Annotated in this window: 18 protein-coding genes; 6 read left to right on the top strand and 12 right to left on the bottom strand. The window is 33.6% G+C overall.

All coding sequences use genetic code 11. The annotated features are described in order from the left end of the window. Together B0A66_RS22935 and B0A66_RS16990 are read left to right on the top strand one after the other, a co-directional pair. Window positions 1–488 (top strand): helix-turn-helix domain-containing protein (locus B0A66_RS22935; protein ID WP_208862598.1); only part of this gene is annotated, 488 nt, incomplete at its 5' end. 505 nt (window positions 489–993) lie between these two features. Further along, window positions 994–2,529, top strand: coding sequence for a YifB family Mg chelatase-like AAA ATPase (locus B0A66_RS16990; RefSeq protein WP_089051049.1), 1,536 nt, complete (start codon window positions 994–996; stop codon window positions 2,527–2,529). A gap of 213 nt (window positions 2,530–2,742) precedes the next feature. Here the strand turns inward: B0A66_RS16990 and B0A66_RS16985 are convergent, their stop codons facing one another. The 11 genes from B0A66_RS16985 to B0A66_RS16935 form a co-directional block, all read right to left on the bottom strand. Beyond that, the gene (locus B0A66_RS16985) at window positions 2,743–3,429 is read right to left on the bottom strand and encodes a GNAT family N-acetyltransferase (RefSeq protein ID WP_089051048.1); all 687 of its coding nucleotides are present in this window, start codon (window positions 3,427–3,429) and stop codon (window positions 2,743–2,745) included. A gap of 27 nt (window positions 3,430–3,456) precedes the next feature. Continuing rightward, the gene (locus B0A66_RS16980; protein ID WP_089051047.1) at window positions 3,457–4,080 is read right to left on the bottom strand and encodes a class I SAM-dependent methyltransferase; all 624 of its coding nucleotides are present in this window, start codon (window positions 4,078–4,080) and stop codon (window positions 3,457–3,459) included. Between the two features lie 139 nt (window positions 4,081–4,219). Then, entirely contained in the window at window positions 4,220–4,582 is a 363-nt protein-coding gene (locus tag B0A66_RS16975; protein ID WP_089051046.1) for a hypothetical protein, read from the bottom strand. A 91-nt stretch (window positions 4,583–4,673) separates the two neighbouring features. Continuing rightward, a complete protein-coding gene (locus B0A66_RS16970; protein WP_089051045.1) occupies window positions 4,674–5,687 on the bottom strand; it encodes a hypothetical protein in 1,014 nt (337 codons plus the stop codon). Between the two features lie 22 nt (window positions 5,688–5,709). Further along, window positions 5,710–6,168 (bottom strand): hypothetical protein, encoded by a 459-nt coding sequence (locus B0A66_RS16965; protein ID WP_089051044.1) that lies wholly within the window; start codon window positions 6,166–6,168, stop codon window positions 5,710–5,712. Between the two features lie 11 nt (window positions 6,169–6,179). Further along, window positions 6,180–6,842: a hypothetical protein gene (locus B0A66_RS16960; RefSeq protein WP_089051043.1), complete on the bottom strand. Its 663-nt coding sequence runs from the start codon at window positions 6,840–6,842 to the stop codon at window positions 6,180–6,182. A gap of 18 nt (window positions 6,843–6,860) precedes the next feature. After that, a complete protein-coding gene (locus tag B0A66_RS16955) occupies window positions 6,861–7,658 on the bottom strand; it encodes a hypothetical protein (RefSeq protein ID WP_089051042.1) in 798 nt (265 codons plus the stop codon). A 7-nt stretch (window positions 7,659–7,665) separates the two neighbouring features. Further along, on the bottom strand, window positions 7,666–8,388 hold the full coding sequence (locus tag B0A66_RS16950; RefSeq protein ID WP_089051041.1) for a hypothetical protein: 723 nt from the start codon (window positions 8,386–8,388) through the stop codon (window positions 7,666–7,668). Window positions 8,389–8,458: 70 nt separating this feature from the next. Continuing rightward, the gene (locus B0A66_RS16945) at window positions 8,459–9,175 is read right to left on the bottom strand and encodes a M949_RS01915 family surface polysaccharide biosynthesis protein (protein ID WP_089051056.1); all 717 of its coding nucleotides are present in this window, start codon (window positions 9,173–9,175) and stop codon (window positions 8,459–8,461) included. A 17-nt stretch (window positions 9,176–9,192) separates the two neighbouring features. Then, window positions 9,193–10,278, bottom strand: a complete 1,086-nt coding sequence (locus tag B0A66_RS16940) for a DUF6688 domain-containing protein (protein WP_089051040.1) — start codon at window positions 10,276–10,278, stop codon at window positions 9,193–9,195. 82 nt (window positions 10,279–10,360) lie between these two features. Further along, window positions 10,361–10,981 carry a hypothetical protein gene (locus tag B0A66_RS16935; protein WP_089051039.1) on the bottom strand — a complete coding sequence of 207 codons (621 nt, stop codon included), beginning with the start codon at window positions 10,979–10,981 and terminating at the stop codon, window positions 10,361–10,363. A 465-nt stretch (window positions 10,982–11,446) separates the two neighbouring features. Between B0A66_RS16935 and B0A66_RS16930 the strand changes: the two genes are divergently transcribed. Both B0A66_RS16930 and B0A66_RS16925 read left to right on the top strand, forming a co-directional pair. Further along, a complete protein-coding gene (locus B0A66_RS16930) occupies window positions 11,447–12,067 on the top strand; it encodes a hypothetical protein (protein ID WP_089051038.1) in 621 nt (206 codons plus the stop codon). Between the two features lie 35 nt (window positions 12,068–12,102). Further along, window positions 12,103–12,546, top strand: a complete 444-nt coding sequence (locus B0A66_RS16925; RefSeq protein WP_089051037.1) for a hypothetical protein — start codon at window positions 12,103–12,105, stop codon at window positions 12,544–12,546. 66 nt (window positions 12,547–12,612) lie between these two features. Here the strand turns inward: B0A66_RS16925 and B0A66_RS16920 are convergent, their stop codons facing one another. Beyond that, a complete protein-coding gene (locus B0A66_RS16920; RefSeq protein ID WP_089051036.1) occupies window positions 12,613–13,062 on the bottom strand; it encodes a hypothetical protein in 450 nt (149 codons plus the stop codon). A gap of 455 nt (window positions 13,063–13,517) precedes the next feature. Here B0A66_RS16920 and tssD point away from each other — a divergent pair, with 455 nt between their 5' ends. Both tssD and B0A66_RS16910 read left to right on the top strand, forming a co-directional pair. Continuing rightward, window positions 13,518–13,910: a type VI secretion system tube protein TssD gene (gene tssD / locus B0A66_RS16915; RefSeq protein ID WP_089051035.1), complete on the top strand. Its 393-nt coding sequence runs from the start codon at window positions 13,518–13,520 to the stop codon at window positions 13,908–13,910. 12 nt (window positions 13,911–13,922) lie between these two features. After that, window positions 13,923–15,755 carry a phage baseplate assembly protein V gene (locus tag B0A66_RS16910; RefSeq protein WP_089051034.1) on the top strand — a complete coding sequence of 611 codons (1,833 nt, stop codon included), beginning with the start codon at window positions 13,923–13,925 and terminating at the stop codon, window positions 15,753–15,755. The last annotated feature ends 13 nt before the right edge of the window (window positions 15,756–15,768 follow it).

Below are 15,768 nucleotides of genomic sequence, written 5' to 3'. Positions count from 1 at the left end.
ATTTGAATATGGGTAGATATAAAAATGAAATTGCATTAAAATTTTTAGGTGAAAGATTAAAAGCTTACAGACTAAAAGCAGAATTAGAGATTGAAGATTTAGTTGTAATGACTGGGTTTGCGTATAATACTATTTCTAATATGGAAAATGGATCTGAAACGTATCTTTCCTATTTCATAGAAATTTGTTTTGCTCTAGGTATTCATCCAAAAGAAATTCTTGATATAGAATTAGATTTAAAGCCTAGATTTCCTTTGCCTGCTTCCCGATTGGAAAAATCAAGATTGACAAATAGAATTAATGCTTTTATTGAAGACGGTTATTTTAAAGTGGAGAGATCTGCAAGTGAAGTAACAAAAAAGCTTAGTTTAGACCATAAGTTAGCTTTTGAGTCGAAAAATGTTTCTGTAATATTAGTAAGGTTCGCTAAAAGCAATATTCTAAAAGTTACTAAAAATGGAAATAAAAATCTTTATAGTATAAAGTAAGAGTAATTTGAAAGTTTTTTTTGCTTGCGCTAGCGGAAGCTTTTCGCAATCTTGTCATTTCGAAGAAGAAATCTTCGTTAGAAACTCGACAAAGATTGGTAATACTTCACAGAGCTACTCGCGAGGATTTCTTCTTCGTCGAAATGACAAGATTGCGAGTTTCTTGCTTATAAAGATTACCATGACCTGTTAGGATAATTTGTCTCAACCACATTTCCTAACAGGTCTCCAAGACCTGTTAGGTATATAAATGGATCTCTTATAAATTAAAAATTCTTTCTTCCTGAATAACCTCCCTCATTTTCTGTATTCCCATACCTGATCATTTAATAAATTCCCCTCCTTTCTTATATTTTGTCTTATTTTATCGGATTCATTGCCGAAGCCTTGTTTTATTTGTTCTATTATAAATATCCCGTTTTCATGAAAAGTTCCAATTATTTCATAAAAGCAGGTTTATTAATTTTTGAATCAGATTTAGAAATAGACAAACGAAGAAATAATTATGTTGATTAAAGTTTACGGAAGTGCGGTGTTTGGTGTTGAAGCTACAACAATTACGGTTGAGGTGCATATGGATAAAGGAATTGGTTATCATTTGGTTGGATTGCCGGATAATGCCATAAAAGAAAGCAGTTACCGAATTGCAGCAGCGCTGAAAAATAATGAATACAGCATGCCGGGCAAAAAAATAACGATCAATATGGCGCCTGCCGATCTACGAAAAGAAGGTTCTGCGTATGATTTGCCTTTAGCAATTGGAATTTTAGTAGCGTCAGATCAGATAAAAGCTCCCGAAGTAGATCAATATGTTATTATGGGAGAATTGTCTTTAGACGGAAGTCTGCAATCCATAAACGGTGCTTTGCCCATTGCCATAAAAGCAAAAGAAGAAGGATATAAAGGTTTCTTCCTGCCCAAACAAAATGTAAAAGAAGCGGCAATCGTAGCCGGATTAGACGTTTATGGTGTAGAAAATCTACAAGAAGTGATTGACTTTTTTGAAGGAAAAGGAACATTACAGCCTACCGTAATTGATACCAGAACCGAATTTTATAAAACACTGGACTTTCCGGAATTTGATTTCTCAGATGTACGCGGGCAGGAAAGCATTAAACGCTGTATGGAAATTGCAGCATCAGGAGGTCATAACATTATTTTGATTGGTCCGCCGGGTGCAGGAAAAACAATGCTAGCCAAAAGATTACCGAGTATTTTACCGCCAATGACCTTGCGTGAAGCGTTGGAAACAACCAAAATTCATAGTGTAGCAGGAAAGCTAAAAGAAGTAGGTTTAATGAATCAAAGACCCTTTCGAAGTCCACATCATACGATTTCAAATGTTGCTTTGGTTGGTGGAGGAAGTTATCCGCAACCTGGTGAAATATCGATGGCGCACAATGGTGTTTTGTTTTTAGATGAATTACCGGAGTTTAAACGCGATGTTCTGGAAGTAATGCGCCAGCCTCTTGAAGATCGCGAAGTAACAATCTCGCGGGCGAAATTTACCGTTACGTATCCTTCTTCTTTTATGTTGGTAGCGAGTATGAATCCCAGTCCGAGTGGTTTCTTTAATGATCCGAGCGTGCCCAACACCTCTTCACCACACGAAATGCAACGTTATATGAGTAAGATTTCGGGGCCATTATTAGACCGAATTGATATTCATATCGAAGTAACACCCGTTCCGTTTGACAAATTATCAGACGACAGAAAATCAGAAAGCAGCGTCGAAATCCGAAAAAGGGTAACAGCAGCCCGCGAAATACAATCGGTGCGTTTTGATCAGTTACCGAATATTCATTACAATGCTCAAATGAATACCAAGCAAATCAGAGAGTTTTGTGCCTTAGACGAACAATCAAAAGAATTACTCAAAACGGCAATGGAACGTCTAAACCTTTCGGCACGAGCGTACGACAGGATTCTGAAAGTTTCCAGAACAATTGCTGATCTTGATGCTTCGCCACAAATTATTGCTTCACATATAGCAGAAGCAATTCAATACCGAAGTCTGGATCGTGATGGTTGGTTAGGTTAGTAGTATTATATTCAAAAAATAGTCCCGATGATTTCCCACCGTGTAGACACAAAATTATGGAGATTAGAATTCAACACGAATTTCACCAATTTTCACCAATGTAATCGGGTAAATTTTAGGTTGTGTTATTGATTTTAAAAAATTAATTCGTGCCAATTCGTGAAATTCGTGTTGATTTTAAAACTGTGTCCACACCATAGGATGATTTCGAGACTATTTTTTCGGAACAATATTCCAAAGACTCATTTTTCTTCGGGTTACAAAACCTAGTTTTTCGTAAAGTGCAATCGCGCCGATATTTTTTTCTGAAACGTGCAGATAAGGAGTTTTGTTTGCGTCAAAGTTTTTGTTTACGACATGAGTAATGAGTTGTTTGGCGTAGCCTTTTCCCGTATGATCAGGATGGGTAACGATAGCGCTGACTTCTGTAAAATCGTTCATTCGCATACGTTCTCCTGTAACGGCGATAAGTTGATTGTCTTTGTAAATGCCAAAATAATCGCCTAATAAATACGTTTTCTGTTTAAAATATCCAGGCTGAACCAAATTGACCAATTCACATAATGCATCATTATGACTTTCGGTTAGTTGCGTAATTTTCTCCGTAATCGGTAATTCAATTTTTTGCGCAATAACCATTTGAAGGCAAACCAATTCATTTGTAATCGTTAAAGAATCAGGGATTTCAGGTTTTTCTCCAACGATAAAAAAGTTCTGGCTCAACGACGAATATTTTTCCACAGCATCTTTGGTAGTTTCAATTGCTACAGAACCACCAAACGGACAATATTCGGGATTATAAAATTTTGTATTTCCGTAATCCAGAGCAAATTCTGAATGACTTTCGACTAAGGAATTCCATGTTGGATTATCTAATTTGTTTTCTGCTGAATTTTTCAAAGTTGTTATTCTGGTTTGTTGTTAAGATTATTTTTTTCGACCCACAAATCGAATTACAGAACCGAGTCCGTTATGAAATAATCCTTCGTTAAGTTCAATTTCTTTTTCCTCTAATATAATAATTTCAAAATTATTAAAATCGGCTTGAATTTCAGCAATAGAAAAAAGCATGTCGATTTCTTTGGGCCCGCCAACCTTTTCATTTTTGGCGATGTAATCTAAATGATTTTTGCTGAAAGCTTCAAATATTACGATACCATCTTTCTTTAGATATTGACTTAAAGTTTTATGATAAGCTGATTTTATATTAGCAGGAAAATGTGCGTAGATAAGCGCAATAGCATCAAACTGATTGGGTTTAAAACCTAAAGTTTCTAATTCACCAACACGATAATCAATACTAACATTGTTGCTTTCAGAAAGTTGTAAGGCTTTATTTTTCCCTTCAATACTAATATCAAAAGCGCTGGAGTTCCAACCCAGTTTAGCTGCAAAAACAGCATTGCGTCCTTCACCTTCGGCAGCAAAGAGAATGTCACCCGGACTTAGTTTTTCTAATTGTTCCTTCAAATATAAATTAGGTTCTTCACCATAAGCAAATGCTTCATTGCTGTAGCGGTCGTTCCATCTTTCAGTCCAGGTGTCGTTCATTTTTTATTAGTTAAAAGTCGTAAAGTCGAAAGTCGTAAAGTCGAAAGTCATAAAGTCAAAAGTGAAAAGTCGAACAGTTTTATTAAGCAATCCACAATCCACAATCTAAAATCTAAAGTCTAAAATCTAAAATTTAGAGTCAATCTACTTTCTTATACTCCAAGGTTCCCATTTGTGGTGAAGATATTACTCTTTTTTGGGGATCGAAATAATCGATTGTAAAGTTTATGGGAAGTAAAATAGCGATAATAGTAAGTTCTTTGTTGTCGCTGGACAACTTCCATTTTGCTTTGTGTGATTCGTCGCCAACAAGACTATTAAATTCACCATTTTCCATAAATATCTGAAAAACCTGATCTGTTTTAAAATATTCCTGGATATTTTTTTCTTTACCTTTTTTTGTCCATTTTACCAATTGCCATTTTCCTATCAGTTCCTTAGAAGTCTGCGCATTAACAGATAAACCAACTAAAATAATAAATGCAATAATTACTTTTTTCATTTTTAAGTTTGTTAAAGATTAGTAAGTAAATATAGTTATTTTTCTGACAAATATTAACCCTGTACAATTAAAAATAAAGGATTACTGAAAATTATTCTTTGTACTTAGACTTCAAGTTTTTGTCAATTCCATACATTAAAATTCCGTAGCATAGAACAACAATTGGATAGGTAACAACATACAGAAATACATAACCATGTTTTGAGCTTTCTTGCCCCAAACTAAAATCAATTAAAGAGTAAGAACTATAATAAACTACATAGAATAAAATGGGGATGATTGCAATACCTAAAGATAAAGCATACTTTAAAGACCTGTTTTTTTGCTCGTATTTTTTTCTAATTAATTTTAAATGAAGAAAGAACATTAAAATTAGCAATAAAACAGCGATACCAAATGGCTGCAGAAATAGTAGAATTGTAGCAACAAAATTTGTTTTTTCTGTAATTATGAATTCAATGTCATCAATGTTAATAGATGTGATTTGCCATTTTGCGATATCATTTTCAATTTCCGGATCACCAATATTAGAGCTTACAATTTTGTATTTAGATTGTAAAGGCATCTCGATATTTATAGTACCAAATGATTTCCAGAATCGGGAAGGATACAAAGAATATTCAAGGGTTTGCATTTTTACAAATCCATACCTATTGAATCCTAAAACAGCCTGGTATTCAACAGTAATTATATTTTCTCCTTTATGTAAAGGGGCTTTAAAATAAATTAAATCTTCTGAGTTTGCTGCTATGCTGTCTGTGTCTGAAAACTTCACAGCCGAGGCATTTATTAACTTAGAATCTAAAATTTGGGAAGCAATATTATTTACAAATACAATTTGATTCTTGTCCAATCCAATGCCAATAAAAAGCAAAGGAATAGTTTGATCAACATCAGAATGTATTAAGTACTTAATTTTGAATTTTGCAATAGTAGAATCTTCGTATTCAGCCAGATCAATATTTATATTTTCTTTAATTACACGGCAATTTTTTGCGCCGTACAGTGTAGAATGAGTGGAACCGCTGATCCAGGGCTGTGCCATATTTCCAAAACTCAAAATTGGAAATAGAAGTAATGCTATTAAAAATCTAATTTTCCTCATAGTAAATTTGTCAAATCAGGTGTTAATTTTGCTTTGTAAAAATAATAGTATCGCCAATTTTAGAGATTAAAAACTCCAATTCTTTTCCATTTCGGTATTCTGTTGGTTTTTTTCCTTCGCCTTGATAGGTAACAGAATCAACAGCAATGCTAATTTTATCCTTGTCGAAAAACTCATATTTACCCGAAACAGTTGTAAAATGATCAGAACCGCAGAAGGAAACAAACTGACTATTAAAGTGCGTTTTATCAGCAAACGAAGTTAGATTTCCAACAAATTTTCTTTCGACGAACTTTGTCAAAGTATAGTGCTCTATTTTTGGATCTAACGAAATAATGTGATTCGTAATCCAGATTTCACTCTCAAGTTCTTGCTGATATACATTTGTTACATTTTTGTTCTTAACTGTTTTTTTCTGGCAGGCTACAAACGAGCTTGATAAAACAGAGAGCATTAAAGTATAGAAAACAATTTTGGTCATGATTTGTTTATTTATTCAAAAACTTCTTTAACAGCATTCCATTTATAAATCTTCTCTCTGAAATTAAGGTACTTCCCGTAGGTTTTAGTAAAATATTCAGGACTGCTCATTGGATTTTCATCAAAAGCGACCTTAATGTTTTTGCCAGTTCGTGGTAATTCTATCGTAAATTGTGAATCACTTAGTGCTTCTTTGACAGACTGTTTGGTATTGCTTTTCGTGAATTCAGTAACGAGATTATTTATAAAAACATCAAAATTAGAAGTATAACTTTTTAAATATCCGGTAGAAACTTCGGATAAACTTCCGTTTTTGTACTCAAATAATTTAAAATTATGCTGATGAAATCCGCCGTTACTTCCTAATACACTCGAAAGCGCAATTAGTTTTTTGTTCTTCAGATTCCAATATGCTATTTCATAAATGCCATATCCGGATTGTCCTTCGGTATAATTTTGACCAAGTCTGATGTAGCCGTTTTTTACATCACATTCTAAAGAATAAGCCATATCTGAAATCTCAAGGCTCTTGTTTTTAACTAAATTTTTCCTTTCAATAAAACTTAAATTATCAACATATTCAGCAGGAATAGAATAAAAGAAGTCAATGATATTTTGAGCATTCGAATGTTGGACAACAAGGAATAAAAAAGCCAGGTAAAATGTTTTTTTCATGATTTTGGTTTTAGGGCTTTAGTTTATATCTAATTTGAAATAAGCGTATTTTTTTTCTCCTGTTTTGAGTTCTATGCTTTTCGTATATCCTTTTACATAAAAACAGTCATCTGTTTTCCATACTATTTTTTCAGTAGTAAAATCCTCTTTTCGGCTACTGGCAACTTCAGTTAAATAATGTTTAGGATCAGACAAATCATTGATTTTTAGTATTCCAATATCACAATTATGATTTTCATAAACTCCGTTATTATAGTAAACAAGATATTTATTGTTTACAGAAGGAATCGGCGTTTCGACACTTGCATCGCCAAACGAAACGATATTATAATGGTATTCGCTTACAGGATCAAAAAGAAAAAATTCTCCAAACCCTAAATTCTCAGCTGTTGAGTTTTGTATCATTGCGTACAATTTAGAGTCCGTATAACGACCTAAAAGTTCATAACCACTATGACTTTCCTCGCCACCATAATCGTTATATTTTTTAAACGCATGTTTTTTATTAGCACCTGAAAGATAAAAGTAATTGCCTTTCTGTTCCGGTTTTACTGCTTGCAGAAATTTTTTAGGGGTAATGGATTCAAATTCCGTTTCAGAAATCGAATCAAAATTTAGTTTTGGCATTTTTTCATACTGATCCCAATAACCAACTTCGATATGTTTTATAGTATCAACAACAGGTTCTGATTTTATGGTATCGTTTTTAATTGCGGTAGAATCTGAATTAATTTTAGATGTATTATCCTGATTTTCTTTCTTGTCGTGACAGGAAATCAGCAATAGCGCGAAAACGGAAATTAAGATTGTTTTCATTGAGTGTTTACTTTATAATTTTTAATTCAAATTTCTTAAGAGCCGGATTAAATTCATAATTCAGGCTATTCCCCTTAAAACATTCATTATTACCTTCGGTTAAAGATAAATTAGCGATTTCAATTTTTTTAGTTCCCGTAAAAAGGTATTGAAAACCAATGTTGTTTTCTTCCAATAAGTCAATACAATTTTTATCATCTTTGTTTATCAATAAAGCAGTCAGGAAATTATCGAATACGTTTTCAAATGGAATATATTCAAGAACACCATCTTTATACTCAAAAGCAAGAAGATCGTTTCCATCACCAACAATATCATCCGTGATCACAATATAATTGTTGGGTTTTATTTTGTAGATAGAGAAAATCCAAAGACCATCGACAACCTGAATTTCTATAGTATTGGGTTGTGCCAGTTTTATACTTGAAAAATGTTCCGGTGCGCCCGTCGTAAATTTATTTTTTTGAATCTCCTTTACAAATTCAATTCTTTCTTTTTTACTCCATCCCCAGCTTCTCATCGTGCTGTCCGGCAAAAGAGTTAAAATGTCAAGCAGATTTTTATGTTCTGCATAGTCAATTCTTAAAGTATCCTGTTTTTTAGTTTCATTTGTTTCTGCTGTGTCCTGAGTTGTGACATTCGGATCTTGAGTTGTGGCATTTTGTTGTTGTTCTTTTTTATTACAGGATATGACAAGTAATACTAAAAAAGAGAAAAGTACTTTTTTCATTTAAGATGATGTATTGGGTATTGTTTTTAGCGTAAAATTTAGAATAACGTTGCGTAGTATTGTGAAGTTTCTACTCTTCTTCAGGAGTATCTATAAGGTTGTTGTTCCATAAATTTTTAGCAAAATCTTTAAAGACTTCTGGTGCGTTTTTAAAATTCTCATCAAATTTATATTTACCACCATAATATAGTGTTTTACCATCATCGTCTATTCCGGTGGCTACTTTATTCTCTCCACGCATGGCAAATTTTTTGTTGCCTTCATACATGATGATTTTCATGTCGCACGGACTAACATCGCCATGGCAAACCGTTTTATACATAATCCAGATTTCAGCAATTCCATTTTTATTTAAATCAGTTACTTCAAACGAATTTTTGACAAAATAAGCCGCAATATCAACCGGACAATCAGAAATAAAATCGTAGACTTTCCAGGTTTGTTTCGCCTCATTATTCGATACAATATAATGATAAGCAAACAGTTCAGCATCGCTGCCATACTCAGATTCATGTTCGAATTTTGGACTGGTATAAATTCCTGTTTCAGTTGTAACGACAATATTATCACCCGATTTGTCTTTCCAGCGTACCGCATTTTTTATAAACCCTTCATAACGAATACCAGCAGGAAATTGAGTAGAATCAATTGTGCTGACGTTTAGCGGATATACTTTGGTATCTTCTGATACTTCTTTATTTTCAGATGGTGTAGCTTGTTCTTTCTTTTCAGGTTTACAACCTAAAAACAGATTCGTAATAAGTGCTAAAAGTATAAGTTTCTTCACGATTGATTTATTTAAAATTATAGACTGTATTGCTTGTTGATTTTTATTTCCGGTTTTTCGCAAAATAAATACAAGCTTACTAAAAATAGCCATTCTAAAGGTTTCATTGCCCAATACGTAAAGTTAGATGATCTTTCCGTATTTATTTTTTTAGATAAATTGTAACCGTATTTGTCATAGTTGCGGCGTATAAAGCGGTGTAATTTTGGAGAGAAATCCTGAATCATTTCTTCAAAAGCATTGGCAATAAGCAATTGTCGGTTTACGATTATAGTATTGCCATTTCTTTTTCCTAATCGAATAGGTTTTACAATTTTAGGATTTCCTGAAGCAGCAACCGTACATAAATAATGCCCTTCGTGATTGAGTATAGGCGGATGTGTTTGCTTAGAAAATGTCCAAAGCGTAGTTTCAGTAAATACCTTTACCAAAGAATTAGAATCCTGACCAAGCAAAAGCAATACAATCGTTACCAGAATCAATAACGGAATGATCATAATCAAACTCCACAATGGCAGATTACTTTTTTGAGCAAAGAAGGTATTTAATTTATTCAAATATTTATTGCTATAGCTTTTTTGACTGGCCTCTTCCATTTCGTTTGTTACCATTTTTACAACAAGAATTACAGCGATAATCAAACTTATCAAGGGAGCAAATAGTAACGGAAACACATGTTCGGGAGATTCATCAATACCAATGCTTTCCGTATTATGATCTGACAGTTGTAGTAAAATAATAAAGTTCAGAATAATCCCGATAGACAAAAAACTAAGAGACAAAACCTGTGTTAGTGGAGGAAGTGTATTGCCTTTTCGCCAAATCAATACCATTGAAATATTAAAAGCAACAAAATAGAAAAACAGCGTAATAATATGTATACCGCCAAATGGAGTATAACATTCGATATCAACAGGATCAATTGCGGTGTTAAATTCATTATCATGCTGCTGCATTCCTAAAAAGAATATGAGCAACGAGAAAATATAAACGTTGGCCGTAATAATGCCTAATAACGAAACATCATTTTTCATTTTTTTCAAAGTTCCTGTAACGACACTTATAATGCAAAGAAAAACCAGTCCGGCATATAAAAAAATCATATAGAATATTGTGTTTGAAAATAGAATTTTTTCATAACCAGATTGGTTTACTTTTGATTAAAAAAACAATAGAATGCAGTGATTAAGCTTCTCTAAATACTTCCCCACCATTTTTGATGTATTTAATTGTTTCCCATAGGTTTTCCATCTTTTCATCATCATCGATTTCTACAATGTCATCTACCATATCCTCACGTTCCAGATTCTGTTCGATAATACCATTTGTATCTTGAACCGCATTAAATGAAAAAACATCATTAACCGTAATTGTTCCTTCAGCAGCAATAGCATGACCGTATTCTAATATAGTTTTAGTAACAATATTTCCGCCAACATCTAACGAAAGGTTGCAAAGAGAATCTCCTACAATAGCATTTGTAGCGTTTAGATCACCTGTAATGAATATACTCGATAACGTAATCAGACTTTTACAATTTACATTACCCAGAACAATAAGCAATGACGAATCTACCCCTTCACAATCCTCAATAATATCTGTAATATTAAGGTCTCCATCTACGATTACAATATCATTACCTACCACTAAATTATCTAAAGTTGTAGTACCGGAATACAAAACAATTTTACCTGCTACTTCGTAATTAGCCTCTAGCTCATGAATGATGTCTTCATTAAAAATCACAGCATTTTTGTTTACCAATTCAATAGCATCGTCTAAAGTAATTTCTTTAAAATTCTCCATTTTATATTTTAATTAAAGTTTGTTTTAGGGATACAACGCCCTTTGAGCGCTTTTTTCCGATTTTGAAATTTTGTTTAAAAATATAAAAAAACACCTATTAATATCTAAAAATAGCAATTGCTTTTAAGAATAAATCGTTATGTGTTGATAGTTAGTGTTTTATGATTTAGGAGCAGTCGTTTTAGGTTTCAAATCACGACCAGTCCCGCTTTCGCCTTTATCTCTACATTTCGCTTAGCAGCGAAACTGCGAGGATATCGGCTCAATCGGGGCTAGGAGAGTTGTTTTGGTTTTTGCAATAAATTTGGCAGATAAATAGTGCAATCAAAATGATTTTTGATTACGTTTCAGGAGCATGAAAATTAGGTATTTATACGGGTTCGTAGATTCATTTTTTCGTATTATATTGTTGATCAGTTGATAAGAAAAATTAATTTAAAATTTTCAACCCAAATTAATGAAGTAATGGACAAAATAAGACTAAGTATTATCAATAGATCAAATAATGTGAGCAATCTTAATATCGTTATTTTTCAACGGAATTTTGCTCAGGAGTTTGGTGAAGTTGCCATCGCATGGAAAGTAATTAGAAACCCGGGACTGGAGGAAAAATATACTTTTACCTTTTCTACGAGTGTGAATGTTACAGCAAGTGACAAATACGGAAATTTTTCTCCATCGCTTTTTGCTTACAATGGAGCAGTTTACGAAATGGTTCAAAATACATCTGGAGATGTACTTCAGCTTTCATCAGTGCCAGCAGCAAATCCTAACCAGTTCGAAGTAAAAAATACTCATGCTCATTCCGGTTATTCAGCACACTGCTACAGAGATGGCAGTTTAATTGCTAAGCGAACAGAAATGACACCAAACGAAACAGCTGTTTTTGAATTCAAACCACAGTTTTTTATTGGTGTTGTACCTGATGTAGAGCAAGGTGATGTTTTAGATGCAGCACTTATTTCACAAATTAATACTCAAATTAATTTATTTGGCGTTACCAGTGCAGATATCGTAATGACAGGCGGACCCGGTAGCAATGATGGAGAATTCAGTTTTACATTAGAAAACATAAACAAACAGTAAATCTTTTTATAGTACAAATTTTTAAAAATTAAAAAATGAATTATTCTAAAGAGTCTGTATGGTATTCCGGCGATTGGAAAAATAGAGGTAACCATGATCATATTCCCTACAACGGCATAAAAATTAGTACCACAGCTAATTATGCAACTTCTTCTTCTTCTGTACAAAAATTAGTTTCAGTTGCCGTAGAAGTAATAGATTATACGTACGATATTTTAGGTGTTTCCAGTAAAATAGCACCTCTAAAACCCGGTATTTGGACAGACATTCCAATACCAATGAACAACGAAACTCTACCTCCTGAACTCAACTCTGAGTTTACGATAATAGGTACAGACAATATTGGTTTAGGAAAACTAAAATTAGAGGTTATGAAAGGCGGAATGTTTCTGAATATTAAATTCAGATACGGAATCACAGGAAAAAAACGAGACGAAATAGGGTATATTCTCCATATTGAAGAAACAATTACTATATAAAATGTAATGCTGACTATTTGTTCCCGTTTCTATCTCAGCGTGCAGACAAGTTGTTTGCAAAATGCCTTATGGCAAAAGCGCCTCTATTTTAGCTTCCGATTTTTCTTTAAGAACGCTATCCGGATGAAAGCTCCATAATATCAAAAAATTTCCCTTTACAACATACTCTTCCGGATGCTCGTCTGAGGGTTGTTTTTCCTTTCCCCATAACAAACCTTGCAGAAAATTATCGCCTTTAAATCTGTGTTCAAATTCAAAATACATGATACTTCCGCTATCTGTTTTACTTTTAAAACTCTGAATTGCTTTGCTTTTTAGCTTTCCAACAAAGTTGCTGTACGTTTCAATGTCATTATAAAAATTACAAGCCTGATTTGAAACACAAGTATGACCGTCGCTTGTGCTGTAGCTTTTGGGAATTTCTTTAGGTTTTAGTTTTAAATCAGCAATCGTCTGACTAAATAATTGACTAGTAAACAAAAGGAGTAATACCGACAGGGGAATCGTAATTTTCATGGTTTTAGGTTTTGATTTACTAAGCTAAAATAGTTTTTTTATTTGATTTAGGTGATTTCATTGGCCCCCAAAAAGCAAAAAAGGTATTGTGTAATTTAAAAAAGAAAAGAATAAAGGCTTTTTTCAGTACAATTTTTTTTTAAAAAAAAAGTTGATGATTAAGAAGGGAAAAAGACATCTTTTTTCTTTAAAATATTCTTTTATAGTTTGTTACGGTATAAACAAAAGTTTATTCTTTGTTCGGTAAATTTTTAATAAATATAATGTTAAGCTTATTTTTTATGTTAAATGTCTTATTTTTTTCTTAGATATATTGCTATTTGTAATATTTTTGCCGGAAACAAATGTAATCCGCAGTTGTAATATTATATCTTTCTTTCTGAATACCACTCATTGAATTGATTTAAAGTTTGAATATTATGTTATCCCCAAAACTTTAATCAATACGCCTTAATATGAGTTTTTTAGCCAAATTAGAATTAGACAATGAAGTCTTTAATGTTTTAGAATTTGATGTTCATTTTACAAAAAACGTTGACAAAGACGGAAAACCCGCCAACAAAGCAAAAGGCGGACAAATTAAATTAGTATTAGAAAGTAGCCAAACTGATATGTTTTCAGATTGGATGGTTTCGAAATCGACTGTAAAAGATGGTAAAGTTGTTTTTTACCGCCGTGATGCTATGAGCAACATGAAGAGTGTAACGTTTTCAAAAGCGTACTGTATTTCATTCCGTAAAGTTTTCCATAGTGAAGGCACAGTTCCCATGACTACAGAAATCCTGATTTCTTCAAATGAAGTAAAAGTCGGAAATACAATGTTTTCAAACAATTGGAAAAACAGTTAAAAACCCTACTTTATGGCTCTTCAAACCAACACCATTATTAAAATTGGTGACATCACTATTACCAATTTCAGCAATTTAAAAATTGTTCAGGACATTCATGCTCACAATACCTTTTCGGTAGAAGTGCGACAAGACCTCCTTGTAACTGAATTCAAAAGCGTCATGCCGCTTTCACAGCGATTGTATGGCGAAAAAGTAAGTGTCGAGATCAAGCCCATTGAAGGAATAGACGATCTGATGGTATTTACACACCGCAGTGATTACATCCTGCATTTTTCAGGAATCGTAACCAAAGTCAAAACACAAAAATCCCGTCATGAAGATCTGGAGGAAACCCTTTTTATTTCCGGTCACAGCTGTTCGATCTTACTCGATGACGGCTTAAAGTGTAATTCTTTTACCGATAAAACATTAAGTGATATCGTCATAGAAGTAAAAGAAGGTTATGATATAGATCTGAATATTTTTCCGTTCTACAAATATCAGTTGCCGTACACCGTACAATACAACCAAAGTACATTCGATTTTCTAAACAATCTTGCCAAACGAAACGGACATTGGTTTTATGACAACGGACGTACCATGGTTTTTGGTATGCCGGGTTCTCCAGGAAGTGAACCAAAATTAGTTTATGCCACCAACATGCAGGAGTTCAGTTATGAAATGAAAGTGTTGCCTGCTCAGTTTCAGGTAATCGAAAACGACAATCGCCTGGGAGATTATTCAAAAGATCAAACACTAAATTACCGCAATGAATGTGATGGTTTTCAGCAGAACTTCATCAACAAATCCAATACTGTTTTTAGTCAGACAACAGAAATGCAGCTGAATCAAAATCCAATTGGTGCACGCGGAAAAACAACGCTCGAAGAATATACCAAAAACAAAATGCGTTCTGTTTTAGCCAATCTTATGCAGGTAACAGCGACGAGTGAAGTTCCTGGAATTACGCTGGGCAATTCGGTTCGCATTACCGGTGTTGACATGCAATTAGAAAGCAGTTATTGCATTACCAACATTACTCATTTATGTGAAGATGAAGGATGTTACGAAAACAATTTTACAGCAGTAAACTTCAACGGTTCGGTATTTTCACCCCAAACCAATCCTGATTTAATTACTTCCTGCAAAAGTCAGACCGCTATTGTAACCGCCAATGCAGATCCGAACGGACATAGTGCTGTACAGGTACAAATGCCTTGGCAGGAAAGTAAAAATAAAACAACACCTTATATTCCGATGCTTCAAAACTACGGAGGCAATGGCAGAGGTTCTCATATCCTCCCTGAAATTGGCGATACGGTTTTAATAAATTTTCAAGGAGACAATGCCGAGCTTCCTTTTGTAATAGGAACCATGAGTAATAAAAAAGAAATAAGTGGTTTCAGCTCGCCCAATAACGACCTCAAAGTACTGGCGACGAGAAGTGGTAACAAGCTCCTTTTAAACGATGAAACGGGCGATATCACCATTGAAAGCCAAAAAGGACAAACCATAGCAGTGCTCTGTGGTGATGGCAACATTCGATTTAAAGCGCCCAAAAACATAGAATTTGAAGCCGGAGAAGATATTACGATTAAGGCAGGAAAGAATTTTACAGTCGAGGCAGAAAATAATGTTACTCTTTCTGGAGGGAATAATATTGATTTTGTTTGTGATGGAGATATAAATGAAAGAAGCGATAGTAAAACGGAAATCATTGCCAATAGTTATACCCGAAATTCTACAGACTCTACTCAGCTTGCAGAGGACATTACTATTGTAAGTACCAAAGAAAACATCCTTTTAGAGAGTTCTCAAAAAACAGTCGAGATTAACAGCGGAGAAGATTCCAGTATTTTTTAATTTTTAAAAGCAT

The sequence above is a fragment of the Flavobacterium hercynium genome, from assembly GCF_002217285.1.
Lineage (GTDB): Bacteria > Bacteroidota > Bacteroidia > Flavobacteriales > Flavobacteriaceae > Flavobacterium > Flavobacterium hercynium.
This window is presented reverse-complemented; position numbering and strand designations above follow the sequence as displayed.

Coding starts and splice junctions, on each gene's coding strand:
- B0A66_RS16990 (WP_089051049.1), top strand. CDS start 994: ATGTTGATTAAAGTTTACGGAAGTGCGGTGTTTGGTGTTGAAGCTACA.
- B0A66_RS16980 (WP_089051047.1), bottom strand. CDS start 4,080: ATGAACGACACCTGGACTGAAAGATGGAACGACCGCTACAGCAATGAA.
- B0A66_RS16975 (WP_089051046.1), bottom strand. CDS start 4,582: ATGAAAAAAGTAATTATTGCATTTATTATTTTAGTTGGTTTATCTGTT.
- B0A66_RS16970 (WP_089051045.1), bottom strand. CDS start 5,687: ATGAGGAAAATTAGATTTTTAATAGCATTACTTCTATTTCCAATTTTG.
- B0A66_RS16965 (WP_089051044.1), bottom strand. CDS start 6,168: ATGACCAAAATTGTTTTCTATACTTTAATGCTCTCTGTTTTATCAAGC.
- B0A66_RS16960 (WP_089051043.1), bottom strand. CDS start 6,842: ATGAAAAAAACATTTTACCTGGCTTTTTTATTCCTTGTTGTCCAACAT.
- B0A66_RS16955 (WP_089051042.1), bottom strand. CDS start 7,658: ATGAAAACAATCTTAATTTCCGTTTTCGCGCTATTGCTGATTTCCTGT.
- B0A66_RS16950 (WP_089051041.1), bottom strand. CDS start 8,388: ATGAAAAAAGTACTTTTCTCTTTTTTAGTATTACTTGTCATATCCTGT.
- B0A66_RS16940 (WP_089051040.1), bottom strand. CDS start 10,278: ATGATTTTTTTATATGCCGGACTGGTTTTTCTTTGCATTATAAGTGTC.
- B0A66_RS16935 (WP_089051039.1), bottom strand. CDS start 10,981: ATGGAGAATTTTAAAGAAATTACTTTAGACGATGCTATTGAATTGGTA.
- B0A66_RS16930 (WP_089051038.1), top strand. CDS start 11,447: ATGGACAAAATAAGACTAAGTATTATCAATAGATCAAATAATGTGAGC.
- B0A66_RS16925 (WP_089051037.1), top strand. CDS start 12,103: ATGAATTATTCTAAAGAGTCTGTATGGTATTCCGGCGATTGGAAAAAT.
- B0A66_RS16920 (WP_089051036.1), bottom strand. CDS start 13,062: ATGAAAATTACGATTCCCCTGTCGGTATTACTCCTTTTGTTTACTAGT.
- tssD (WP_089051035.1), top strand. CDS start 13,518: ATGAGTTTTTTAGCCAAATTAGAATTAGACAATGAAGTCTTTAATGTT.
- B0A66_RS16910 (WP_089051034.1), top strand. CDS start 13,923: ATGGCTCTTCAAACCAACACCATTATTAAAATTGGTGACATCACTATT.